Source organism: Pseudonocardia sp. DR1-2 (assembly GCF_023717215.1).
Taxonomy (GTDB): Bacteria; Actinomycetota; Actinomycetes; order Mycobacteriales; family Pseudonocardiaceae; genus Pseudonocardia; species Pseudonocardia alni.
Map to the genome: position 1 here is coordinate 570,514 of NZ_JAMQOF010000001.1, position 24,424 is coordinate 594,937.

General features: G+C 74.6%; 21 protein-coding genes and 1 riboswitch. Of the genes, 9 read left to right on the forward strand and 12 right to left on the reverse strand.

The window, feature by feature from the left end; all coding sequences use genetic code 11:
• The first annotated feature begins 38 nt into the window (after window positions 1-38).
• Window positions 39-806, forward strand: a complete 768-nt coding sequence (locus ND486_RS02680) for a PrsW family glutamic-type intramembrane protease (protein WP_251782607.1) — start codon at window positions 39-41, stop codon at window positions 804-806.
• Window positions 807-812: 6 nt separating this feature from the next.
• Here ND486_RS02680 and ND486_RS02685 read toward each other — a convergent pair whose 3' ends face one another.
• Window positions 813-2,198 (reverse strand): chloride channel protein, encoded by a 1,386-nt coding sequence (locus ND486_RS02685; RefSeq protein ID WP_251782609.1) that lies wholly within the window; start codon window positions 2,196-2,198, stop codon window positions 813-815.
• 53 nt (window positions 2,199-2,251) lie between these two features.
• A complete protein-coding gene (gene gcvP / locus ND486_RS02690) occupies window positions 2,252-5,143 on the reverse strand; it encodes an aminomethyl-transferring glycine dehydrogenase (protein WP_251782610.1) in 2,892 nt (963 codons plus the stop codon).
• 168 nt (window positions 5,144-5,311) lie between these two features.
• Window positions 5,312-5,406: riboswitch (glycine riboswitch) on the reverse strand.
• Between the two features lie 73 nt (window positions 5,407-5,479).
• Here gcvP and ND486_RS02695 point away from each other — a divergent pair.
• A complete protein-coding gene (locus ND486_RS02695; RefSeq protein WP_062394965.1) occupies window positions 5,480-5,779 on the forward strand; it encodes a YiaA/YiaB family inner membrane protein in 300 nt (99 codons plus the stop codon).
• A gap of 17 nt (window positions 5,780-5,796) precedes the next feature.
• Here the strand turns inward: ND486_RS02695 and ND486_RS02700 are convergent, their stop codons facing one another.
• The 5 genes from ND486_RS02700 to ND486_RS02720 form a co-directional block, all read right to left on the reverse strand.
• Entirely contained in the window at window positions 5,797-6,375 is a 579-nt protein-coding gene (locus tag ND486_RS02700) for a MerR family transcriptional regulator (protein ID WP_208623102.1), read from the reverse strand.
• 273 nt (window positions 6,376-6,648) lie between these two features.
• Entirely contained in the window at window positions 6,649-7,125 is a 477-nt protein-coding gene (locus ND486_RS02705; RefSeq protein WP_010224693.1) for a bifunctional nuclease family protein, read from the reverse strand.
• A gap of 384 nt (window positions 7,126-7,509) precedes the next feature.
• The gene (gene garA / locus ND486_RS02710; protein WP_062394962.1) at window positions 7,510-7,962 is read right to left on the reverse strand and encodes a glycogen accumulation regulator GarA; all 453 of its coding nucleotides are present in this window, start codon (window positions 7,960-7,962) and stop codon (window positions 7,510-7,512) included.
• Window positions 7,963-8,145: 183 nt separating this feature from the next.
• Complete coding sequence (gene gcvH / locus ND486_RS02715) at window positions 8,146-8,538, reverse strand: glycine cleavage system protein GcvH (RefSeq protein WP_062394959.1); 393 nt, start codon at window positions 8,536-8,538, stop codon at window positions 8,146-8,148.
• Window positions 8,539-8,548: 10 nt separating this feature from the next.
• Window positions 8,549-9,187, reverse strand: coding sequence for a CDP-alcohol phosphatidyltransferase family protein (locus tag ND486_RS02720; protein ID WP_308215805.1), 639 nt, complete (start codon window positions 9,185-9,187; stop codon window positions 8,549-8,551).
• Window positions 9,188-9,376: 189 nt separating this feature from the next.
• On the opposite strand from ND486_RS02720, the gene ND486_RS02725 reads away from it, so the two are divergent.
• From ND486_RS02725 to ND486_RS02740, 4 genes are all read left to right on the forward strand, one after another.
• Window positions 9,377-9,904 carry an OsmC family protein gene (locus ND486_RS02725; protein ID WP_251782614.1) on the forward strand — a complete coding sequence of 176 codons (528 nt, stop codon included), beginning with the start codon at window positions 9,377-9,379 and terminating at the stop codon, window positions 9,902-9,904.
• A 295-nt stretch (window positions 9,905-10,199) separates the two neighbouring features.
• A complete protein-coding gene (locus ND486_RS02730; protein ID WP_251782616.1) occupies window positions 10,200-11,117 on the forward strand; it encodes an MEDS domain-containing protein in 918 nt (305 codons plus the stop codon).
• Window positions 11,114-12,064, forward strand: a complete 951-nt coding sequence (locus ND486_RS29520; protein WP_251782618.1) for an ATP-binding protein — start codon at window positions 11,114-11,116, stop codon at window positions 12,062-12,064. Before ND486_RS02730 ends, ND486_RS29520 begins: the two co-directional genes overlap by 4 nt.
• Before the next feature lie 217 nt (window positions 12,065-12,281).
• Window positions 12,282-13,151 (forward strand): BTAD domain-containing putative transcriptional regulator, encoded by an 870-nt coding sequence (locus ND486_RS02740; protein ID WP_251782620.1) that lies wholly within the window; start codon window positions 12,282-12,284, stop codon window positions 13,149-13,151.
• 64 nt (window positions 13,152-13,215) lie between these two features.
• Here the strand turns inward: ND486_RS02740 and ND486_RS02745 are convergent, their stop codons facing one another.
• The gene (locus tag ND486_RS02745; protein WP_251782622.1) at window positions 13,216-13,995 is read right to left on the reverse strand and encodes an enoyl-CoA hydratase/isomerase family protein; all 780 of its coding nucleotides are present in this window, start codon (window positions 13,993-13,995) and stop codon (window positions 13,216-13,218) included.
• Window positions 13,992-14,996 (reverse strand): glucose-6-phosphate dehydrogenase (coenzyme-F420), encoded by a 1,005-nt coding sequence (gene fgd, locus ND486_RS02750; RefSeq protein WP_208820313.1) that lies wholly within the window; start codon window positions 14,994-14,996, stop codon window positions 13,992-13,994. The genes ND486_RS02745 and fgd overlap by 4 nt, the downstream gene beginning before the upstream one ends.
• Window positions 14,997-15,364: 368 nt before the next feature.
• On the opposite strand from fgd, the gene recQ reads away from it, so the two are divergent.
• The 3 genes from recQ to ND486_RS02765 all read left to right on the forward strand — a co-directional run bounded on the left by recQ (window position 15,365) and on the right by ND486_RS02765 (window position 18,649).
• Window positions 15,365-17,191: a DNA helicase RecQ gene (gene recQ, locus ND486_RS02755; protein ID WP_251782999.1), complete on the forward strand. Its 1,827-nt coding sequence runs from the start codon at window positions 15,365-15,367 to the stop codon at window positions 17,189-17,191.
• Entirely contained in the window at window positions 17,188-17,958 is a 771-nt protein-coding gene (locus ND486_RS02760) for a gamma-glutamyl-gamma-aminobutyrate hydrolase family protein (RefSeq protein ID WP_251782623.1), read from the forward strand. The genes recQ and ND486_RS02760 overlap by 4 nt, the downstream gene beginning before the upstream one ends.
• 115 nt (window positions 17,959-18,073) lie before the next feature.
• Window positions 18,074-18,649 (forward strand): DinB family protein, encoded by a 576-nt coding sequence (locus ND486_RS02765; RefSeq protein WP_251782625.1) that lies wholly within the window; start codon window positions 18,074-18,076, stop codon window positions 18,647-18,649.
• A 19-nt stretch (window positions 18,650-18,668) separates the two neighbouring features.
• Here the strand turns inward: ND486_RS02765 and ND486_RS02770 are convergent, their stop codons facing one another.
• From ND486_RS02770 to ND486_RS02780, 3 genes are all read right to left on the reverse strand, one after another.
• Window positions 18,669-20,942, reverse strand: coding sequence for an ATP-binding domain-containing protein (locus ND486_RS02770; protein ID WP_251783000.1), 2,274 nt, complete (start codon window positions 20,940-20,942; stop codon window positions 18,669-18,671).
• 300 nt (window positions 20,943-21,242) lie between these two features.
• Complete coding sequence (locus tag ND486_RS02775; protein WP_208820309.1) at window positions 21,243-23,627, reverse strand: glycoside hydrolase family 65 protein; 2,385 nt, start codon at window positions 23,625-23,627, stop codon at window positions 21,243-21,245.
• Entirely contained in the window at window positions 23,624-24,358 is a 735-nt protein-coding gene (locus ND486_RS02780; protein ID WP_251782627.1) for a beta-phosphoglucomutase family hydrolase, read from the reverse strand. The genes ND486_RS02775 and ND486_RS02780 overlap by 4 nt, the downstream gene beginning before the upstream one ends.
• Window positions 24,359-24,424: the final 66 nt, after the last annotated feature.

The following is a 24,424-nucleotide window of genomic DNA, read 5'->3' on the forward strand; positions in this document are numbered from 1 at the left end:
CCCGCTAGCGTCGCGGCCGTCGTCGAGGGAGGTCGCGGATGCGTCGCTGGGGCTGGGTGCTCGTGCTCGTCGTCGGGTTCGTGCTGTTCGAGGCGGTGCGCCGCGTCCTGCTGCTCACACAGAACCCGAACCTCGTGCCGTCGCTGATCCTGCTGGGCGCCGCGGTCGCGCCGGCCTCGTTCGTGGCGTTCGTGCTGGGACGGCGGCTGGACTACTCGGTCGGTGCCGGGCCGATCGCGCTCGTCGCGCTGCTCGGTGGCGTCGTCGGCGTCGTCGCCGCCGGGCTGCTGGAGTTCGACGCGATGCGCTCGCTCGGCACGCTGCCGATGCTGGGCGTCGCGCTCATCGAGGAGTCCGCCAAGCTCCTCGCGCCGCTGATCGTCCTGGTGGTGACCGCGCGGCACCTGCACCCCGCCGACGGGCTGCTCGTCGGCGTCGCGTCCGGCGCGGGCTTCGCCGCACTGGAGACGATGGGCTACGGCTTCGTCGTGCTGGTGCGCTCCCAGGGCGACCTGGGCGCCGTCGACGACGTGCTGCTGCTGCGCGGGGTGCTCAGCCCGGCCGCGCACATGGCCTGGACCGGGCTCACCGCGGCGGCGCTGTGGTACGCGGCGCAGCGGCGCACCCGGCGCGCCGCAACCCGGGCGCTGCTGGTGTTCGCCCTGGCGGTCACCCTGCACACCGTCTGGGACGGCGTCGGCGGGTTCGTCGCCTACGCCCTGATCGCGCTGGCCGGGCTGGGGCTGCTCACCGGGTTCGCGCACCGGCTCCCGCACCGCGCCCCGGGCGCCGCGCTGCCCGCCTGACCCGCCTCAGGTGGTCTGGTCGGCCGAGGGCTGCGCGGCCAGGCGCGCCGAGTAGATCGAGTACCCGTCGAGCCACCGGGCCACCGCGGTCGCCGTCAGCGTCGCGGCGACCAGCGGGACGGCGATCCCGAACCCGGTGCCGGTCAGCTCCAGCACCAGCACGAGGCCGGCCAGCGGCGCCTGCATCCCGGCCCCGATCATCGCGGCCGCCCCGACCAGGGCGAACGTGCCGACCGGGGTGCCCGGCCACAGCGCCGACCAGGCCCCGCCCAGCGCGGCCCCGAGCACCGCGCCGGTGCACAGCGTCGGGGTGAACAGTCCGCCGGACGCGCCGCTGCCCAGGCACATCGCCGTCACCAGCGGCTTCAGCACGGCCAGCGCCGCGAACAGCAGCAGCGCCCCGCCGCCCAGGAAGGCCTGCTCGGCCAGGTCCGCGCCGTTGCCGTAGAGCTGCGGGAACGCCAGCCCGGCCACACCGAGCAGCCCGAACGCGACGACCGGGGCGGCGATCCGCCACCACGTCCGCCAAGGCCCGTGGTGCGACACGAACCCGATCAGCCGGACCCAGCCGGTCGCGAGCACCCCGATCAGCACGCCCGCGGGCACCGCCCACACCAGCAGCGACGGCGTCGTCGCCGGGACCGGGAGGCCCGGGTAGACCGGCCCGGCGGGCAGGTACAGCCAGGCGACGACGGTGGCGGTCGCGGTGCAGGCCAGCGCGGGCAGCACCACCGGCAGCCGTACGGTGCCGACGAGCACCTCGGCGGTGAACAGCGCCCCGCCCAGCGGCACGTCGTAGACGCAGGCCAGCCCGGCGCCCGCACCGCAGGCGACCAGCAGCCGTCGCTGCTCGAGCGACAGCCCGCCCCAGCCGGCCAGGACCGCGCCCCACACCCCGCCCATCAGCTTGGGCGCGGCCTCCCGGCCGAGCGAGGCACCCAGCCCGACGACGATCTCCGACAGCGCCGCGGTGCCGGTGCTGCGGCGCACCCCGAGCCGCGCGTCGCCGGTCCAGATCGCGTCGTCGACGTCGGTGCGGCCGGGCACGAACCGGCGCAGCAGGCACCCGCCGACCCCGGCGACGAGCCCCGCCACCAGCAGCGGCCACACCCGCCCCCAGGCGTCGGCCCGCTCGACCGCCGCCTGGAACCCCTCCGCCGCCCCGGACCCCCAGGCCCGCTCCGACACCGCGTGCAGCAGTGCCATCAGGACGATCCCGGACAGCCCGGCGGCGACCCCGGTCACGACGAGCAGCAGCCAGAACCGGACGGTCAGCGGCGACGCGCCGTCGCCGGTGACGTTGGGCTGGTCGGTGGCGGCCCGCTTCGACCCGACGCGCGTCCGCAGGACGGGGGCGGGGACCCGGAGGCGCTCACTCGGTCGGCGTGACACGCCACCATGATCCCCGCCCTGTCCGGACATTCGCCCGGCGGGCCGGTGCCGGCTCAGGCGAAGGCGTCCGGCGGCGGGCAGGAGCAGACCAGGTTCCGGTCGCCGTGGGCGCCGTCGATCCGGCGCACCGGAGGCCACACCTTGCGGTCGTGCACCCCCGGGGTGACCCCGGTCGGGTACGCGGCCAGCTCCCGCGGGTACGGGTGGTCCCACTTGTCGTCGGCCAGGCAGGCCGCGGTGTGCGGGGCGTTCCGCAGCGGGTTGTCCTCGGCGGGCCACTCCCCCGCGGCGACCCGGTCGATCTCGCCGCGGATGGACACCATCGCGGCGACGAACCGCTCGATCTCCGCGAGGTCCTCGGACTCGGTGGGCTCGACCATCAGCGTCCCGGCCACCGGGAAGGACATGGTCGGGGCGTGGATGCCGTGGTCGATGAGCCGCTTGGCGACGTCGTCGACGGTCACCCCGGTCTCCTTGGTCAGCGTGCGCAGGTCGAGGATGCACTCGTGGGCGACCGTGCCGTCGGCGCCCGCGTAGAGCACCGGGAAGTGCTCCCGCAGCCGGGTGGCGACGTAGTTGGCGGCCGCCACCGCGGTGAGCGTGGCGCGGCGCATCCCGTCCAGGCCCATCATCCGCAGGTAGGCCCAGGAGATCGGCAGGACGCCGGGCGAGCCGTGGCGGGCGGCCGACACCGGGCCGACGCCGCCGTCGGACCGGGGCGTGCGCCCGGGCAGGAACGGCGCCAGGTGCTCGGCCACCGCGACCGGGCCGACGCCGGGCCCGCCGCCGCCGTGCGGGATGCAGAAGGTCTTGTGCAGGTTGAGGTGGCTGACGTCGCCGCCGAAGGCCCCCGGGCGGGCGACCCCGACGAGCGCGTTGAGGTTGGCGCCGTCGACGTAGACCTGGCCGCCGGCGTCGTGCACCGCGGCGCACACGTCGCGGACCCCGGCCTCGTAGACGCCGTGCGTCGACGGGTAGGTGATCATCAGCGCGGCGAGCCGGTCGCCGTGCTCGGCGATCTTCGCGTGCAGGTCGTCGAGGTCGACGTCGCCACCCGGTGCGGTCCCGACGACGACCACCCGCAGCCCGGCCATGATCGCCGAGGCGGCGTTGGTGCCGTGCGCGGAGGCCGGGATCAGGCAGACGTCGCGGTCGGTCGCCCCGCGGCTGCGGTGGTACGCGGCGATGGCGAGCAGCCCGGCGAGCTCGCCCTGGCTGCCCGCGTTGGGCTGCAGCGACACCGCGGCGTAGCCGGTGAGGTCGGCCAGCCAGGTCTCCAGCTGGTCGATCATCTCCCGGGTGCCGGCGGTGTCGGACTCCGGCGCGAGCGGGTGCAGGTCGGCGAACTGCGGCCAGGTCACCGCCTCCATCTCGGCGGCGGCGTTGAGCTTCATGGTGCACGAGCCCAGGGGGATCATCGTGCGGTCCAGCGCGAGGTCGGCGTCGGCGAGGCGGCGCAGCCAGCGCATCAGCGCGGTCTCGGACCGGAACTCGTGGAACGTCGGGTGCGTGAGGTACTCGCTCGCGCGGCGCAGGCCCGCGGGCAGCGCGTCGGCGGTGTCCTCGTCGAGCGCGGCCACGTCCACCCCGGTGACGCCGAACGCCGCCCACACCGCGTGCAGGTGCGCCACGGTGGTGATCTCCGAGGTGGCGACGCCGACCTCGTCGTCCGAGGCGCGGCGCAGCGCGATCCCGGCGTCGTGCGCGGCGGCGACGACGGCGTCGGCGCGGCCGGGGACGCGGGCGAGCACGGAGTCGAAGAACGCGTCGTGGACGATCTCCACCCCGCCCGATCGCAGACCTGCGGCGAGCACCGCGGCCATCCGGTGGGTGCGGGTGGCGATGTCGCGCAGCCCGTCCGGGCCGTGGTGCACCCCGTAGCAGGCGGCCATGACCGCGAGCAGGACCTGCGCGGTGCAGATGTTGGAGGTGGCCTTCTCCCGGCGGATGTGCTGCTCGCGGGTCTGCAGCGCCAGCCGCAGGGCGTAGTGGCCGTCGGCGTCGCGGGAGACCCCGACCAGGCGTCCCGGCAGCTGACGGGCGTGGCGCTGCCCGACCGAGAGGTAACCCGCGTGCGGGCCGCCGAAGCCGAGCGGCACCCCGAAGCGCTGGGTGGACCCGACCGCGGCGTCCGCGCCGAACTCCCCGGGCGGGGTGAGCAGGGTCAGGGCCAGCAGGTCCGCCGCGACGGCGACGAGTGCCCCGCACCCGTGCGCGGCCTCGACCAGCGCCGACGGGTCGGCGACCCGGCCCGACGCGCCCGGGTAGGACAGCAGCATCCCGAAGAACTCGCCCTCGGGCAGCACGCCGTCGCCGAGGTCGGCGACGACCAGCTCGATGCCGAGCGGCTCGGCGCGGGTGCGCAGCACGTCCACGGTCTGGGCCACGGTGTCGGCGTCGACGACGAACCGCGGGCTCGTCGAGCGGTTGGCCCGGCGCAGCAGCGTCATCGCCTCGGCGGCGGCGGTGGCCTCGTCGAGCAACGAGGCGCCGGCGACCGGGAGCCCGGTCAGGTCGGACACCATCGTCTGGAAGGTCAGCAGGGCCTCGAGCCTGCCCTGGCTGATCTCGGGCTGGTACGGCGTGTACGCGGTGTACCAGGCCGGGTTCTCCAGCACGTTCCGGCGGATCACCGACGGGGTCCGGGTGCCGTGGTACCCGTAGCCGATCATCGGGACGGTGACGGTGTTGCGCCCGGCCAGCTCGCGCAGCTCGGCCAGCATCTCGGCCTCGCCGACCGGCGCGGGCAGCGAGGCACCGACCGGTGCGTCGTCGCGGATGGTGTCGGGCAGCGCGCGGGCGGCGAGCGCGTCGAGGGAGTCGACGCCCAGCACCTCCAGCATCCGGGCCAGGTCATCGGGGCGGGGCCCGATGTGGCGCTCGGCGAACGGGAGCCCCCGCTCCAGCTCGGCGAGGGTGGGACGGTGCTCGGACGTCGGGCTCACGGCGCCTCCGGAGGTCGTCGGGCGGATCGGGGCAGGGCGACTGGCCCCTTCCCCTCTGTCCGTACCCGGAGACCGGGCGCCTGAGAGATTCACCGGAGGCTTCCGGCTTTCCCCGTCGGCGGACGGGCGCCCCGCGTGCGTGTGCGGCCCGTCGCTTTCCAGAGGCGCCTCGACCGCGCGGTCCGTGTGCCTGAGAGATTCCGGGAAGGGGTTGCTCCTTCGGCGCCCGGGCTCGTTCCCCGGGGCTCTCCCGCGCGGCGTCGACGACTACCGGGCCAGCCTACCTGCGTAGTTCTGCGGCGTCGCCGCCTGCGCCGGCTCGTCACACTTCCTGCCATGTCGAACACCAGCGCTCCGAACACCACCCCGGCCACCACCGCCGCGTTCCACACGCAGGCGATGCTGTCCTTCGGCGTGTCGCTCGCGGCCGTCGTCGTCGGAACCGTCTACCTGCCCGTCGACGGGTGGGTGAAGGCGTTCCTCGCCATCGCCGTGCTGTACGCGATCACCTCGGCGTTCACCCTGGCGAAGTGCGTCCGGGACCGGCAGGACAGCCTGACCGTGGTCAACCGGGTCGACCAGGCGCGGATGGAGAAGCTGCTGGCCGAGCACGACCCGTTCCGCGCCGTCGCGTAGGCCCGCCGGAGCGGGAGTCAGGAGATCGCGCGGCGTGCGCGGCGGCGGGCCAGCTCGTCCTCGGGGGCCTCGTCGACGGTGCCGCCGTCGGCCCGCTCGGCCGGGAAGTCCTTGATGACGCCGGAGATCTCGCGCATCGCCCCGGACACCGCGATCCCGAACACGCCCTGGCCGCCCTGCAGCAGGTCGACGACCTCCTCCGGGGAGGTGCACTCGTAGACGGTGGTGCCGTCGGAGAACAGGGTGATGCCGGCCAGGTCGCGGATCCCGCGCCGGCGCAGGTGCTCGACGGCGATCCGGATGTTCTGCAGCGAGACACCGGCGTCGAGCAGCCGCTTCACGATCTTGAGGACGAGGACGTCCTTGAAGGAGTACAGCCGCTGGCTGCCCGATCCGGCGGCGCCGCGGATCGACGGCACGACCAGGCCGGTGCGGGCCCAGTAGTCCAGCTGCCGGTAGGTGATGCCGACGACCTGACACGCGGTCGGCCCGCGGAAGCCGACCAGGCGGTCGGTCACCCCGTCGAGCCCCTCACCGACGAGCGGGTCCGGGAACAGCTCTCCCTGACCCGGCCCCTCGGGTGGTGGCGTCTGCACCGCGCGGTCTCCCTCGGTCGGGACCGTGGCCCTCCCCTACCATGTGACTCTGGGTAGTGGGTGAGTTCCACGGATGTCATCAGTCGTGATGACGGTAGGCCCAGTGGCCGAGGTGGTCAACGCGGCTCGCCGACCCGGGCGTACCGGACACCCGCCCGGGTTGCCGGGTACGGAGGGCGTACAGCCGCCGAACGGTCGGTGACGTCGGTGAACGGTCGGACCGTGGTCCATGCGGTTCCACCGCCGGGTGACGGCGGTGGTCACCCGGACGGGTCAGCCCGGCTGGGCCCCGCGGAAGTCCTCCGGCGACACGGAGTCGAGGAACTCGCGGAACTTCTCGACCTCGTCCTCCTGCTCGTCGGGGATGACCAGGCCCGCCTCGGCGAGGACGCTCTCGTCGGCGTGCACCGGGACACCGGTCCGCAGCGCCAGCGCGATCGAGTCGCTCGGCCGCGCGGACACCGTGACGCCGCCGTCGAAGATCAGCTCGGCGTAGAAGGTGCCCTCCTGCAGGTCGGTCACCCGCACCTGCTCGAGCCGCCGCCCGAGTGCCCCGATCACGTCCTTGAGCAGGTCGTGGGTCAGCGGCCGCGCGGGCTTGACCCCCTGCTGCTCCAGGGCGATCGCCGTCGCCTCCACCGATCCGATCCAGATCGGGAGGTATCGGTCGCCGTTCGTCTCCCGCAGCAGCAGGATCGGCTGGTTCGCCGGAAGTTCGACCCGGACGCCCACGACGCGCATCTCGCTCATCAGCCCGCCTCCCCGGCCCTGTCGGGCCTGTCGGGCCACCCGGGTGGACACGCCACCCCGGCCGCCCTGATCGCCTTGCTCGCCCTGGCCCGTGCGGCGGACCCCGACGGGCTCAGTGTCGTTGTCACCGCACTGCCACCGACACCTGATGACGCTACACGGCGGTCCGCCCCGACGCGCGCCTCCGGACGGGGAGTGACGGGGTCCGTTCGACGATCGTCACACGCCCGTCGCGCACGGCGTGTCGGCTCGACACCCGCCGGTCCCCGTGCACGCAGAAGGCCCGTCGCACCAGGGGGTACGGGAGCACCCCCGGCCGCGACGGGCCGGTCGTACGCGGGGGTCCGTGAGCGGCACCGGGGGCGCCGCCGCACGGACCCGCGGTCAGCCCTGGGCGCCGGGCTCGCGGGGCCCGGTCAGGAAGACCAGCCGGAACTTGCCGATCTGCACCTCGTCGCCGTTGGCGAGCACCGCCGTGTCGACCGGCTCGCGGTTGACGTAGGTGCCGTTGAGGCTGCCGACGTCGACCACGACGAACTCACCGGCGTCGCGGCGGAACTCCGCGTGCCGCCGGGAGACGGTGACGTCGTCGAGGAAGATGTCGCTGTCGGGGTGCCGGCCGGCGCTGGTGGTCGGCACGTCCAGCAGGAAGCGCGAGCCGGCGTTCGGACCGCGCCGGACGACGAGCAGCGCCGACCCGGCGGGAAGCCCGTCGACACCCGAGACGGCGGGCTCGGCGGCCGGCTGCTCGACGTCGGCGAGGAAGTCCGCCCGGAAGACCGACGTGGTCTCCGGTGCGCGCTCCGGTGGCACGTCGCGCGGGTCGTTCGTGGTCACCTCGGGGACTCCTCCTCGCGGATGCGGTGCCCGGACGGCGTCCGGGCGGTCAGGGCTGTGCGGGGCCGGTGTCCCGGTCCCTTCCGGACGGCACGTCCAGGGGATGTGAACCTACCGGTCGGAGCGGCCGGGGCGATACGGAGGTCGGCGCGCCGTGCCGCGTGGTGCGGCGGGCGGGCCGGCTCAGGCGCCGTCGGACAGCTGGCGGTAGGCCTCGGCGTCGAGCAGGCCGTCGAGCGAGGCCCCCTCGGCCAGGCGGATCTCGACGATCCACCCGTCGCCGTAGGGGGCGGAGTTCACCAGCTCCGGACCGGCGTCCAGCCCGTCGTTCACGGCGACGACCTCACCGCCGACCGGGGCGTAGATGTCCGACACCGACTTGGTCGACTCGACCTCGCCCATGGCGTCGCCCGCGGCGAGGGTGTCGCCGACGGCCGGCAGCTGCACGAAGACGACGTCACCGAGCTGCGACTGGGCGTGGTCGGTGATGCCGACCCGGACCACCCCGTCCCCGCTGCGGCGCACCCACTCGTGGGCCTCGGTGTAGGACAGGTCCGACGGAATCTCCGAGCTCACGCCGGGGAGCCTATCCCCCGGCGCCGCCGTGATCGAACCGGGTCGACGGGGCCGGGACGCCCGGCGCCGGGCGCCGCAGTGCCAGCCGGAACTGGACCAGGTACAGCAGCCCGGACCACAGGTAGAGGGCCACGCCCCAGATGGCGAAGGCGTTCGCGACGACGCCGACCACGGCCTCGGCGGGCGAGGGACCGTCGCCGAGCAGGAGCAGCGGGAAGGCGTAGAGCAGGACGAAGGTGGCGGCCTTGCCGAGGTAGACGACCTCGAAGGGGCCGTAGCCGCGGTGGCGCAGCACGAACACGCAGACGGCGAGGACGACGTCGCGGGCCACCAGGGCGACCACCGCCCACCACGGCACGATGTCGCGCACGGCCAGCCCGACCAGCGCGGCCAGGATGTAGAGGCGGTCCACGGCCGGGTCGAGCATGGCGCCGAACCGGCTGAACTGGTCCAGGACGCGGGCGAGCTTGCCGTCGAGCCAGTCGGTGAACCCGCCGATCGCCAGCACCGCGACGGCCCAGCCGTCGGCCTCCGGGCCGAGCATCAGCCACAGGAACAGCGGTACCCCGGCCAGGCGCAGCATGCTGAGCGCGTTCGGGACGGTCCAGAGCCGGTCGTCGTCGGTGGGCGGGCCGACGGTGTCGTGCACCGAGTCCCGGACGGTGTCGCGCACCGTGTCCCGGACGGTGTCGCGGGCCTCGCGGACCGAGTCGGCGGCCTCGCGGGCGCTGCGGCGCACCGCTGCCGCCCGTCCGGTGTCGCTCTCCCCGCCCACACCGGGCACCCTAGTCGTCGGGTCGGGATGTGCGGGGCGCCCCGTCGGGGTGAGGATGGGGACATGACCGACACCAACATCTCCCTGCGCGACATCCAGGCCCCCCTCAAGCAGCAGTACCGCGACGACCCGGAGTCGGCGGTCATCACCCTCAAGGCGGACGGCGAGCTCGGCTCCGGTGTGGCGTGCAAGGTCTCGACCGGCCAGGCGATGGCCGAGGCGGGCCTGCACCCGGCCACCGGCGGCGACGGCACCCAGCTGTGCTCGGGCGACATGCTGCTGGAGGCGCTGGTGGCCTGTGCCGGGGTGACCCTGCGCGCGGTGGCCACCGCGCTGGAGCTCGAGGTGCTCGGCGCCGTGCGCGCCGAGGGCGACCTCGACTTCCGCGGCACCCTCGGCGTCGCGAAGGACGCCCCGGTCGGTTTCCGGGAGATCCGCCTGTCCTTCGACGTCGACATCCGCGACGGCGGTGAGCCCGCCGCCGAGGACAAGGTCGCGACCCTGGTGAAGCTGACCGAGCGGTACTGCGTCGTCCTGCAGACCATCCAGGGCAGCGCGACCACCTCGGTCGCGGTCAACCCGGCCGCCTGACCCGCCCGCAGCGCGCCGGACGGCGACCACCCGGACACCGGGTGCGACCGCCGTCCGGCGTGCACCGGGCAGCGCCGAACGGCCGTAGGTCCTGGTCGGACCGGGTCTGCCGACCCCGGTCGCCCGCCGGTGGCGATCCGCTCGTCGCGCGTCACCGTCGGTTCGGCGCCCCATACGCTCCGAGGTCTCCGGTCCCCGCCGAGGGCCTCCGTACGGTTGATCCGTCCAGGAGTTCGTGACGGGGTGTGCCCGGCGCCGCGACGTGCGGTGGCGGGGCGCGCGCGGCAGGTGAGACGTGATCAAACTGGCGGACGCGCTGACGTCCGGCGATCACGTGTGCGCGGTCCCGGACAGCACGGAGCACCTCGGCGAGCTCGCCGCCGCCTACGTCGCGCACGGTCTCGACCGGGGCGAGCGCATCCTCTACTTCGACGACGACGGCGCCGCCGACGTCCTGCTCCGCCGCCTCGTCGAGGACGGCGTCGAGGTCGACGACCCGCTGCGGCGCGGCCAGCTGGAGATCCTGCCCGCCGAGCGGACCCGGCACACCTTCCGCACCCCGCTGTCCGAGGTGCACGCCGGGATGTCCGGCGAGGTCGCCCGCTCCCGCGAGCTCGGCTGGAACGGCACCCGGATGACCGGCCAGATGCACTCGGTGCTCGAGGCGGGCGCCGCGGGCACCCTGCCCGAGTACGACGGCCTGCTGGCCCGGCTGGTCCGCGAGAGCGCGGGCGGGCTGACCGCGCTGTGCACCTACGACACCGAGCACTTCCCGGCCGAGCAGATCGACATCATGCGGGCGCTGCACCGCGACCACGTCCCCTGCTCCACCGCCTACGACGACGGCCTGCTCCGGATCGTGCGCCTCGGTACCGGTCACGCCCGGCTGGCCGGCGAGGTCGACCACAGCAACCGCTCGAAGATCACCTCGCTGCTGCACTCGGCACTGGACGCCGCGCTGCGGTCCGCGGACGCCTCCACCGACATCGGCCTGGACCTGGCCTCGGTGCGGTTCGTCGACGTCGCCACCGCGGTCGCGCTGGTGCACGCCGCCGAGGGCTTCCCGGCCACGCACCGCCTGGTGCTGCACCGGGTCCGGCCGCGGGTGCTGCGCGTGCTCGAACGCTGCGGCGCGGCCTTCTCCCCCCAGCTCGTGTTCGACGACCGTCCGCCGGCCCCCGGGGTCGTGCACCCGGGAGGACAGCTCCGGTGAAGGTCAACCCCGCGCCCCGCCCGCCCGGCTTCCGGCACGCCCTCGTGCACGCCGACGACCCGGTCGAGCTGCTCGCCGCCGTCGCCCCGGCCGCCCGGGCCGCGGCGCGGGACACCGGCGCCCGGATCGCGGTGGACCTGCCCGCGCCGCTGGAGCAGGCGCTGCACGACGAGCTCGGCGACGAGGTCGAGCTCGGCAGGCTCACCTCGCTGACCAGCTCGGCCCGGGAGTCCGGACAGACCGTCGCCGCCTGGCGGGCCCGGGAGCTGCGGGCGCTGACCTCCTCGGGCCGCCCGGTGTTCGTGGTGGGCGCGCACGACCCGGACCTCGACGGAGTCGACGGCGGGTTCTGGGTCGAGCTGGAGGCCGCGCTCAACATCTCCCTCGCGGGGCTGCCGGTCCTGCAGGTGTGCGCCTACCCCCGGCTGCCGCTGCACGGCGCGGTCGGCGAGTCGGCGGTGGCCAACCACGCGCTGCGGCTGCGCGCGTCCGGGCTCACCGAGAACCCGCGGCACCGCCCGCCCGCCGAGGTCCTCGCGGCCCTGCCGATCGCGCCGCCACACCTGCTCGGACCGCCGGACGTCACGTTGTCCTACAACACCTTCGAGCTGTCCCGGGTGCGCGACGCCGTCGAGGAGGCCGCCCGGGTGTGCCGGTTCGACACCGTGCGCGGCGAGGACATGGTGCAGGCGGTCAACGAGGTCGCCACCAACGCGGTCGAGCACGGCTCCCCGGAGGCGGGGCTGTCGGTGTGGGCGCGCGACGGGGAGCTGGTCTGCGAGGTGCAGGACAGCGGGGCGATCGCGCTGCCGCTGATCGGGCTCGCGCCGCCGCACCCGTCGCAGGCACGGGGGCGCGGGACCTGGATCGCCCGGCAGCTCTGCGACAGCCTCCACGTGTGGCGGGCCCCGGACGGGACCCACGTCCGGCTGCTCTCCCGGGCCTGACGCAGATCTCACAATCCGGCCGTACCCGGATCTCACACCGTGGGCACTGCTGGGCTATCCTCGTCCCACGACACCACACGGAGACGCCGCCCGCCGTCCGTGTCGGTGCGGTTCCGTCGTGCCCGCTCCGCGATCCGAGGCCTCCCGCCCGGCGCGCCCCGGCTCCGTGCGGAGCCGATCGCGGGCCGCACGTCACGACCGATCCGGGGAAACGGCCATGTCCGACGATCACTGTCGATCCAGTGAGCAGAGCACTCCCACCTCCACCCCGCACGTGCGGGTGCTGGGCTCGTTCGGGCTGCGCGCGGGTGACCGCGCCGTCCCGCTGCCGGTCGACTCCCGTCGCCTGGTCGCCTACCTCGCCGTCCACCGGCGGCCGCAGCCGACCGCGGCGCTCGCCGCGACGCTGTGGCCCGGGGTCGGTCCCGTCCCCGCGGCCCGGCTGCTCGACGAGGCCGTCGCCGGCGTCGACGTACCGGAACTGCTCGACGCCGACCACCTCGGCCGGCTGCAGCTCGGCGACGACGTGGTCGTCGATCTCACCGAGGCCATGCTGTTGATCCGCGGGCTGTCCGCGCCCAGCATGCTGCGCACCGTGCGGGAGATCGGCGCGCCGGAGACCGCGCTGCTGGAGGCCGACATCCTCCCGTCGTGGACCGCGGCGTGGATCGCCGTGGAGCGCGAACGGTTCCGTCAGCTGCGCCTGTCCGCCCTGGAAGGGCTGGCCGGCACGCTCACCGCCGCCGACCGGCACGACGACGCCGTCGCCGTCGCGCGCCGGGCCGTCGCCACCGCGCCGAGCCGCGAGCGGTCGCGCCGCGCCCTGGTCGAGGCCCTGCTCGCCGGCGGTCAGGTCGCCGACGCGCTCGCCGAGTACGAGGAGTTCCAGCGGCTGCTCCGCAACAGCGTCGGCGCCACCCCGGACTCCGAGCTGGACCGCCTGCTCGCCCCGCTCGACGCGGGCTGGCCGCTCGGCCCGGGCCTGCACCGCCCGGCCCGGCGCTTCGCCGTGGGCATGCCCGGCACCGCCCGCGGCCCGCAGCGCTCACGCCGGGTCGTCGCGGGGAGCCCCGCCAGCGGGCGCTGACCGGCCACACCGACGACGAGGGGGCGCGACCGGACGGTCCGCGCCCCCTCGTCGTGTGCGGTGGTCAGTGGAACTGCGGGAGGCGCTTCTCGCCGAACGCGGCGAGCCCCTCGGCACCCTCCGGACCCGCGGCGCAGGTCGCGATGGAGTCCGCCTCCGCCGCGAGCTGCTCGTCGAGTCCCCGGTCCCAGGTCGCGGTCAGGAGCCCGCGGATGCGGCCCAGCGCGGCCGTCGGTCCCTGGGCGAGCCGGTGCGCGACCGCGGCGGCCTCGTCGGCCACCCGCTCGTCGTCGACGACGGAGGCGAGCAGCCCCAGCTCGGCCAGCGTCTCGGCCTCGAGGACCTCGTCGGTGAGCAGGACCCGCCGCGCCCGCGCGGCGCCGATCAGCCGCGGCAGCGTCCAGGTCATCCCGCCGTCCGGGGAGAACCCGATGCCGGGGTAGGCCGGACGCATCCGGGTCGAGGTCCCGCCGACGGCGAGGTCGCAGGCCAGCGCGATGCTCATGCCCGCACCGGCGGCCCAGCCCGGCACCGCCGCGACCGTGGGCACCGGCGACGCGGCCAGCGGGCGCAGCATGGAGTGGAAGGTGTCGGCGAGGCCGTGCACGTAGGCGTAGCGGTCCTCGGCCCCGGCGAAGGCTCGCACGTCACCGCCGGTGCAGAAGTTCTCGCCGTCGCCGTGCACCAGCACCGCTCCGGTCTCGGCCGGGTCGAGCGCCAGCAGCGCCTCGGTGACCTCGGCCATGGCGGGCCCGTCGAGGGTGCCGTGCCGGCCGGTGGAGACCCGGCAGCGCAGCACCCGCCCGTCGCGGGTGACGGCGGGCGCGCTCGTCGCGGCGCTCACGCGAGCGCCCGCAGCTTCGGCGCGACGTCCTCGGTGAACTGCGTCAGGAACCGGCGCTGGTCGTGCCCCGGTCCGTGCACGACGAGGTGGTTCAGGCCCGCGTCGAGGTAGGGCTTGATCTGCTCGACGGCCTCGTCGGGATCCGACGCGACGATCCAGCGCTTCACCACCTGCTCGATCGGCAGCTCGTCGGCCAGGCGCTCCATCTCCTGCGAGGAGTCGACGGAGTTCTTCTGGTCGGCGGTCAGCGACAGCGGCGCCCAGAACCGGGTGTTCTCCCGCGCGGCGTCGGGGTCCCGGTCGTAGCTGATCTTGATCTCGATCATCTTGTCGATGGCGCCCGCGTCGCGGTCGGCCTTGCCCGCGCCCTCCTCGACGCCCGGGAGGAGCTTGTCGGTGTAGAGGTCCATGCCCTTGCCGGAGGTGCAGATGAACCCGTCGCCGAACCGGCCTGCGAACCGGGCGACCATCGGGCCCCCCGCGGCGACGTAGATCGGCACCGGCTGCTCGGGCCGGTCGTAGATCATGGCGTCGACGAAGGTGTAGTACTCGCCCTCGGTGCTGACCGACTCCTCGGTCCACAGCGCGCGCATCATCTTCACGGCCTCGCGCAGCCGGGCGAAGCGCTCCTTGAACTCGGGCCACTCCCGCCCGGACACCGCGATCTCGTTGAGCGCCTCGCCGGTGCCGACGCCGAGCGCGACGCGGTTGCCTGTGAGCAGCGCCATCGTGGCGAACTCCTGGGCCAGCACCGCCGGGTTGTAGCGGAACGTGGGCGTGAGCACGGAGGTGCCGATCTGCACCCGCTTCGTGCGCTCCCCCACCGCCGCCATCCAGGGCAGCGCGGCCGGGGCGTGCCCGCCCTCGTGCCGCCACGGCAGGAAGTGGTCCGACGCCCAGACGCTGTCGAGCCCGAGCTCCTCGGCCAGCACCGCGTACTCGACGAGGTCGCGGGGGCCGAACTGTTCGGCCGACGCCTTGTACCCGATCTTCAGATCCACGGATCCGTCCTTCTCGCGTGATCGCCCGGCGCCCGGTGTGCGAACGCCGTTGGTCCTGCAGGCCTTGCTACACCCCGGGGCCGTCCGGCGCAGCACCGCGACGCCCGCGACACCCGGGCGGTGACCGGGACCACGCCACGACCGCGCCCGGGTGCGGCCGGCGGTGCCGCGAGGTGAGTGCCGGGCGGGACGCACGCGGCGGGGCTCGTACGATCGACGACGTGTTCGACGCCTCCGACCCGGACGAGATCCCGCTCCCGCCCGAACCCGAGGACGACTACGGCGACGAACCCCCACCGGAGGACGCCTGGGCCGCCGCTCCCGCCGGGCCGGGCCGGGAGCCGGAGGCGGAGCCGGCCCCGGAGCGGGTGCACAGCAGCGACCCGCACGAGATCCTGCGCCGCGTCTTCGGCTACGACGCGTTCCGCGGCGACCAGCAGGCGATCGTCGAGCAGGTCACCGGCGGCGGGGACGCGCTGGTGCTCATGCCGACCGGTGGCGGCAAGTCGCTCTGCTACCAGGTACCGGCGCTGGCCCGGCCGGGCACCGGGGTCGTGGTGTCGCCGCTGATCGCGCTGATGCAGGACCAGGTCGACGCGCTGCGCGGGCTCGGGGTGCGGGCCGGGTTCCTCAACTCCACCCAGGACGCCGACGAGCGCCGCCTCACCGAGCAGGAGTTCCTCGCGGGCGAGCTGGACCTGCTCTACCTCGCCCCGGAGCGGCTGCGTGTCGAGGCCACCGTGCGGCTGCTCGAACGCGGCCGGATCGCCCTGTTCGCGATCGACGAGGCGCACTGCGTCGCGCAGTGGGGGCACGACTTCCGGCCCGACTACCTGCTGCTCTCCGAGCTGCCGAAGCTCTGGCCGGACGTCCCGCGGATCGCGCTGACCGCGACCGCGACCGACGCGACCCGCACCGAGATCGCGCAGCGCCTGGAGCTGACCGGGGCTCAGGCCTTCGTCGCGAGCTTCGACCGGCCCAACATCCAGTACCGGATCGTCGCGAAGAACGAGCCGCGCCGTCAGCTGCTGGAGCTGCTGCGCTCCGAGCACGCCGGGGACGCGGGGATCGTCTACTGCCTGTCGCGCAGATCGGTCGAGCAGACCGCGGAGTTCCTCACCGCGCAGGGGATCCGGGCACTGCCGTACCACGCGGGGCTCGACGCGTCGGTGCGCCGGGAGAACCAGTCCCGGTTCCTGCGCGAGGACGGCCTGGTCATGTGCGCGACGATCGCGTTCGGCATGGGCATCGACAAGCCCGACGTCCGTTTCGTCGCCCACCTCGATCTCCCGAAGTCCGTGGAGGGCTACTACCAGGAGACCGGGCGTGCCGGGCGCGACGGTGAGCCGTCGACGGCGTGGCTGGCCTACGGGCTCGCCGACGTCGTCCAGCAGCGCAAGATGATCGACGACGGCGAGGGCGACGCCGCGCACAAGCGGCGCCTGGCCCAGCACCTGGACGCGATGCTCGCGCTGTGCGAGACCACCGAGTGCCGCCGGGCGCAGCTGCTGCGCTACTTCGGGCAGAAGCCCGCTGCCCAGCGGTGCGGGAACTGCGACACCTGCCTGACGCCGGTGTCGTCGTGGGACGGCACGGTCGCGGCGCAGAAGGTGCTGTCGACGGTGTGGCGGCTGAAGAAGGAGCGCAACCAGGAGTTCGGCGCCGGGCAGGTCGTCGACATCCTGCTGGGCAGACGCACCCCGAAGGTCGACCAGCACCGCCACCACGAGCTGTCGGTGTTCGGCGTCGGGACCGAGCTGACCGACGTCGCGTGGCGCAACGTCCTGCGCCAGCTCGTCGCGCGCGGCTTGCTGACCGTCGGCGGGAACTACTCGACGCTGCGGTTCACCGACGAGTCCCCGGCGGCGATGCGCGGCGAGCAGAAGGTCATGCTGCGCTCCGAGCCGGAACGCGCGGCGCGGTCGTCGCGGTCGCGGGGCGGGTCGAAGCCGGCCGTGGAGATGCCGGCCGAGCTCGCGCCGGTGTTCGAGCGGCTCCGGGCCTGGCGGGCGGCGACGGCGAAGGAGCAGGGCGTCCCCGCCTACGTGATCTTCCACGACGCGACGCTGCGCGAGATCGCGACGCGGTCCCCCGCCGACCGGGCCGCGCTGGGCACGATCTCCGGGATCGGCGAGGGCAAGCTCGCGCGCTACGGCGACCAGGTGATCGACGTGCTGCACGGGGCCGGCTCGTGACGCGCCCGCTGATCGGCATCAGCTGCTACAGCGAGCGGGCCGACTACTGGATCATGCGCGACGACGACGTCGTGCTGGTCCCCCGCACCTACGTCGAGATGGTGCTGGCCGCGGGCGGGGTCCCGGTGCTGCTCGCCCCGACCGACGGCGCCGAGGAGGCCGTCGACGCCCTCGACGGTCTCCTGCTCACCGGCGGCCAGGACGTCGACCCGGCCCGCTACGGGCAGGTGGCCGGCGCGCACACCGACACACCGCGCACCGGGCGGGACGCCGCCGACGTGGCGGCGCTGCACCGGGCGCTGGGCCGCGGGATCCCGGTGCTGGGCGTGTGCCGCGGGCTGCAGCTGCTCAACGTGGCGCTCGGCGGGACGCTGCACCAGCACCTGCCCGACGTGGTGGGTGCACAGGTCGCCGGAGCGCACTCGGTCGGACCGGGGGTGTACGCGCCGGTGCCGGTGCTGACCGAGCCGGGGACCCGGGTCGCGGAGATCCTGGGTCCGGGCCCGGTGACGGTGCGCTGCCACCACCACCAGGGGGTGGACCGGGTCGCCCCCGGGCTGCGGGTGTCCGCCCGCGCCGGGGACGTCGTCGAGGCGCTGGAGTGGAGCGACCCGTCGGGCCCCGCCGGCACCGACGCGCCCTGGGTCGTCGGTGTCCAGTCCCATCCCGAGCGCGACGCCGAGGACCTGCGCCTGGCCGGTGCCCTGGTCGCCGCCGCCACGCGGGCCCGCAGCCGCGCCTTCCGCCCGGTCCGCCTCGCTGGCTGACCCGGATCCACACCCCCTGTCCGGTGTCCACACCTGCCGCAACGGGTGTGCCGACCGGACAGGGGGTGTGGACGCGGGCAGTCGGTGTCCGCGATCGGGGCCAGGCTGTGGGGTCATGACGGAGACGGGGACGAGGACGGGTGTCGACTGGAACGGCGAGCTGCTCGCGCAGCTGACGTTCCACTGGGAGACCGCACTGCGCCCGCGGCTGGCCGGGCTCACCGACGACGAGTACCACTGGGAGCCGGTTCCCGGCTGCTGGGGCGTGCGCCGCCGCGGGGAGTCGGTGACCCCGCCGGGCGCCGGGTCCGGCGACTGGGTGATCGACTTCGCGTTCCCGACGCCGGAGCCGCCGCCGGTCACGACGATCGCGTGGCGGTTCGGGCACCTCCTGGTCGGGGTGTTCGCGATGCGCTCGCACTCCCACTTCGGCGGGCCGGCCGTCGACTACGGCTCCTACGCCTACCCCGGTAGCGCGGCGGCGGCCCTGGACGCCCTGGACACCGAGTACGCCCGCTGGACCGCCGGGGTCGCCGCGCTCGGCGCCGACGGCCTCGACCGGCCGTGCGGACCGGCCGAGGGTCCCTACGCCGACGCGCCGCTCGCGACGCTGGTGCTGCACATCCACCGGGAGGCCATCCACCACGGGGCGGAGATCGCGCTGCTGCGCGATCTCCACCGGGCCGGCTGAGCCGAACGCCGGGCCGGGCTCAGCCGGCCCGCCCGATCCGCTTGAGCACCGGGGGCAGGTCCCCCGAGTGGAGCACCCCGAGCCGCTGGGTGGCCCGGGTGATCGCGACGTAGAGGTCGTTGAGCCCGCGCGGGGACTCGTCGAGCATCTCCTGCGGCTCCACCACGACGACGGCGTCGAACTCGAGGCCCTTCGACGCCGCGACCGGCAGCACGACGACCGGTGCGTCCAGCTCGGACTCCCCCTCGGCGGGCTCGGGGGTCGTGAGCCCGGCGGCGTCGAGGACGGCCCGGACCCGGTCCAGGCGGCCCTGCGGCGTGAGGACGACGGTGCGCCCGTCCCCGACGGCGTCGCGCTCGGCGCGTACCCGCTCGGCCAGGACCCGGTCGCCGTCGGCCCCGGCGGGCAGCGCCGCCGCCCACGGCGGCACCCCGGTCGAGCGCACCGACGACGGCGGCTGCAGCGAGGCGTCGATCTCGGCGAGCACGTCGTCGGCGACGTCGGCGATCTCCGAGGGCGTCCGGTAGTTCACCGTCAGCTGCTCCAGGCGCCAGCGGCGTGCGACGAACGGTGACAGGACCTCGTCCCACGAGCCCGCGCCGCCGCGGTCACCGGTCTGGGCGATGTCCCCGACGAGGGTCATCGACCGGGCGGGGGCGCGACGCATGACCATCCGCCAGGCCATCGCCGACAGCTCCTGCGCCTCGTCGACGATGATGTGGCCGTAGGTCCACTCGCGGTCCGCGGCCGCCCGTTCGGCGGTGGAGTCGTAGCGGGAGACCTGCATGCGCTCGGCGAGCCGGTCGGCGTCGATGATGTCGGTGGCGCGCAGCAGCTCGGGGTCGAGGTCCTCCTCCAGGTCGAGCACGTCGAGCACGCCCTGGGCGTACTCGACCTCCTCGCGCAGCGCCGCGGCCTCGGCGGCGGCCTGGGCGGCGCCGTCGTCGCCGAGCAGTTCGGCGGCCTCGTCGAGCAGGGCGACGTCGGCCGGGGTCCAGCGCAGGTCCGGGGGCACGTCGGCGTCGGGCGCCGCGCGCTCCAGCAGGGCCCGCTCGGGCGCCGGGATCCGCCGGGCCACCGAGTTGAGCCGGCGGCGGTCGGCGAACAGGTCGGTGAGCAGCTGCTCGGGCGACAGCGTCGGCCAGAGCTCCTCGAGCTGCGTCGCGACCTCGGCGGACTCGGCGAGCTCGTCGCGGATGTCGTCGACGTCGCGCCGGTCCAGCAGGCCGGACTCGCCGCCGCCGACGCGGCGGGCGACCTGCTGGGCGAGCAGCCGCAGCAGCTCCTTGCGGAAGATCCGGCGGGCCTCGTTGTGCGGCTTGCGGGAGCGCCGGGCCCGGGTGCGGGCCTGGGCGACCGTGTCCCGGTCGAGGACGACCCGCTGCTGCTCCACGACGAGCTCGACCGGGGTCCGCGGCAGCTGCTGCCGGTCGCGCACCGCGGCGGCGATCACCGGCGCCATGTCGGCGCGGCCCTTCAGCTCGGCCGTCGCCGGGGACTCGGTGCGTCGCGCGTCCAGGCCGGGGAACAGCTGGGCGACGGTGCCGAGCACGACGCTGGTCTCCCCCAGCGAGGGCAGGACCTGGCCGATGTAGCGCAGGAACGTCGGGTTCGGCCCGACGACGAGCACGCCGCGCCGGGCGAGCCGGTCGCGGTGGGTGTAGAGCAGGTAGGCCGCGCGGTGCAGCGCCACCGCCGTCTTCCCGGTGCCGGGCCCGCCCTGCACGACCAGCACCCCGGACGGCTTCGACCGGATGATGCGGTCCTGCTCGCCCTGGATGGTGGCGACGATGTCGCCCATCCGCCCGGTGCGGGCCGAGGACACCGCCGCCAGCAGCGCGGCCTCGCTGGTGAGCCCCGAGCCCGAGCGGGCCCGCTCCGCCTCGGTCATCTCGGCCAGGTTGAGCGGCTCGTCGTCGACCGCGACGACCTGCCGCAGCCGGGTCCGCAGGTGCCTGCGCCGCCGCATCCCCTCGGGGTTCGCGGCGGTGGCGGTGTAGAACGGCCGGGCGGCGGGTGCCCGCCAGTCCATCAGCAGCGGCTCGTACTCGTTGTCCTCGTCGAGCAGGCCGATGCGGCCGACGTAGCGGATCTCGCCGTCGTCGGCGTCGAGCCGGCCGAAGGCCAGCCCGTGCTCGGCGGCACGCAGACCGGCGAGCCGGTCGGTGAGCATCTCCGCGGCGGCGTCGCGCTGGGTGATGGCCTGCGGGGTGCCGACGGTCTCCTCGCGCAGCGTGTCGGCCAGCCGGCGCGCGGTGTCGCGACGGCGGTCCTCGAGCTGCTCGTAGAGCATGGCCACGTAGGACTGTTCGTGGGCCAGCTCCGGGTCGACCGGCGCGGCGGGGTCGGCCGCGTCAGCCGGGGAGCCGGCAGCGGAAGTGGGTTCGGGCACGGCGCGGGGATCCTCCACCGGGGGGACGTACACAACACGTCCGCGCGGTGGCAGGACGAGCCTGTCGCCGACGGAGCGACTGACCAGGCTACCAGTGGTGCACGACCATCCGGTGAACGACGGACCGGGCATCGGACCGCCGCGGGGACGGCGGCGGGATCCGCCGTCCCCCGCCGTCCCGCACGGTCCGGCCCGGCGCGGTCAGCCGCGGACCCGCGGGGCCCGTCCGTGGGGCTGCTCCACCGGCTCCACCCACTCCGGGGTGGGGGTCGGCGCGGTGGCCGGGCCCTCGTCGTCGAGCGCGATGGGCTCGCCGTGGTGGCGCAGCCGCATCGGGGCACCGTCGGTGAGCCGGTACTCGGTCTCCTCGGGGGTGATCGAGACCCGGATCCGGCGCCCCTGCCACTTCAGGCCGAACGAGATCCGCGACAGCGACGCCGGGAGGACCGGGGCGAACGACAGCCCGTCGGCCTCGCAGCGCATCCCGCCGAAGCCCAGCACGACCGCGGTCCAGGTCCCGGCCATCGACGCGATGTGCATGCCGTGGTCGGTGTTGCCCGCCAGGTCCTGCAGGTCCACCAGGGCGGCCTCGGCGAGGTACTGGTGGGCCAGCTCCAGGTGCCCGGTGCGGGCGGCCATCACCGACTGGGTGCACGCCGACAGCGACGAGTCCCGCACCGTGATCGCCTCGTAGTAGGCGAAGTTGCGGCGCTTCTGCTCCTCGGTGAACGCCTCCGGGAAGATCTGCATCGCCAGCACGAGGTCGGCCTGCTTGATGACCTGCTTGCGGTACAGGTCGAAGTAGGGGTAGTTCAGCAGCAGCGGGTACCGCTCGGCCGGGGTCTCCTCGAAGTTCCACCGCTGGTGGTCGGTGAAGCCCTCGGACTGCGGGTGCACGCCGAGGCGCTCGTCGAACGGGATGAACATCGCGCCGGCGGCGTCGCGCCAGGACGCGATCTCCTCGGAGTCCACCCCGAGCCGTGACGCCGACCGCGGGTGCTTCGCGGCGACCTCGGCGGCGTAGCGCAGGTTCTGCTGGGCCATCAGGTTGGTGTAGACGTTGTTGTCCGCGATCGAGGAGTACTCGTCGGGACCGGTGACGCCGTCGATGCGGAAGTTGCCCGCCGAGTCGTGGCTGCCCAGCGAGCGCCACAGCCGCGCGGTCGCGACCAGCAGCTCCAGCCCGACCTCCAGTTCGAACTTGGTGTCGCCGGTGGCGTGCACGTGCCGCTTCACCGCGTCGGCGATGTCGGCGTTGATGTGGAACGCCGCGGTGCCCGCGGGCCAGTAGCCGGAGCACTCGTGGCCGCGGATGGTGCGCCACGGGAACGCCGCGCCCTTGAGACCGAGGGTCTCGGCGCGCTCGAAGGCCAGCGGCAGGATCGACTTGCGCCAGCGCAGCGCGTCCGCCGCGGCCTCCGGGGCGACGAAGGACAGCACCTGCAGGCAGAACGTCTCGGTGTCCCAGAAGGTGTGGCCGTCGTAGCCGTCGGCGGTCAGCCCCTTGGCCGGGATGCAGCGGCGCTCGGCGCGGGCGCCGGCCTGCAGGATGTGGAAGGTCGCCAGCCGCACGGCCTGCTGCAGCTCGGCGTCGCCGTCGATCTCGACGTCGGCGGTGGCCCAGAAGTCGTCGAGGTAGTCGCGCTGCTCGGCGACCAGGCCGTCCCAGCCGGTGTAGCGGGCGGCGGCGATGGCGGCGCGCACCTGGTCGTAGACGGCGGGCAGGCTGCGCCGCGAGGACCAGCCGTAGGCGAGGTACTTGACCACGCGCAGCGACTGGCCGGGCTTGACCCGGGCGATGACGGTGGTGCGGGCGAGGTCCTCGTTGGCGTCGGTGGACACCTGGACCCCGTCCGGGCCGAACACCTCGTGCTCCATCGCCGCGCCGCAGCGCAGCTCCGACTTGCGGGTGCGGTGCACCAGGGTCGCCCCGGCGTCCCCGGCCCGGGACTGCTCGGGCTCCAGGACGTTGTCCAGCGCGGTGTCCAGGCGCGGGTCGTCGGCGTCGCGGCCGGGCAGCTGCTCGTTGGCGACGAGCTCGGACTGCAGCACCAGCAGCGCGGCGTCACCGGCGGCGCCGCTGCCGTCGTTGCCGTTGCTGACCAGCTCGACCTCGTAGGAGATCGCGGCGACCGCACGCTGGGTCAGCGACACCATGCGGGTGGAGCGGACCCGGACCCGGCGCCCGGCCGGGGACTCCCACTCGACCTCGCGGTTCAGCGTGCCGGCCTGCATGTCCAGCACCCGCTCGTGCCGGTGCAGGGTGCCGTAGCGCAGGTCGAACGGCTCGTCGTCGACCAGCAGCCGGATCAGCTTGCCGTTGGTCGTGTTGATGATCGTCTGCCCGGACTCGGGGTAGCCGTAGCCGCCCTCGGCATACGGCAGCGGACGCACCTCGTAGAACGAGTTCAGGTAGGTGCCGGGCAGGACGTGCGGCTCGCCCTCGTCGAGGTTGCCGCGCAGCCCGATGTGGCCGTTGGACAGCGCGAAGACCGACTCGGTCTGGCCCATCGCGTCCAGGTCGAGGCGCGGTTCGCGGACCACCCACGGCTCGACGGTGAAGGTGGGCAGGTGGTCGGGCTTCACGAACGCTCCAGCAGGTCGGCGAGATCGGTGACGACGACGTCCGCGCCGTGCTCACGCAGCGCGTCCGCCTGGTCGAGACGGTCGACGCCGACGACGGCGCCGAAGTCCCCCGCGTGGCCGGCCTGCACGCCGGCCAGCGCGTCCTCGAACACGACCGCGGCGGACCGGTCCACCCCGAGGTCGGCCGCGGCGGCGAGGAAGGTGTCGGGAGCGGGCTTGCCGGGCAGGCCGCGCTCGCGGGCGGTGACGCCGTCGACGCGGTGGTCGATGAAGGTCTCCAGCCCGGTGACCCGGAGGATCTGCTCCGCGTTCGCGCTGGAGGACACGACGGCGGTGGTGAGCCCGGCGTCCTTCACCGCCTCCAGGTAACGGCGCGACCCCGGGTAGACCTCGACGCCGTCGGTGCGGATCCGCTCCTGCACGAGGTCGTTCTTGCGGGTCGACAGGCCCCACAGGGTCCCGGTGTCCGCGGAGTCGTCCGGGGACCCCTCGGGCAGCTCGATCCCGCGCGAGGCGAGGAAGCTGCGGGTCCCCTCGAGACGGGGCTTCCCGTCCACGTACGGACCGTAGTCGGCGTTGACGTCGAACGGGGTGTACCCGTCACCGTCGCGGGAACGGAGGTACTCGTCGAACATCTGCTTCCACGCCGCGGCGTGGACGCTCGTGGTGTCGGTGAGTACGCCGTCCAGGTCGAACAGGCACGCGCGTGTGCCCTCGGGCAGCCCCAGCATGGCGCGCACGCTATCCGGATCGATGAAGGTCCGTCGCCCCGGGCGGTGCACGCCACTCCCCCGCCG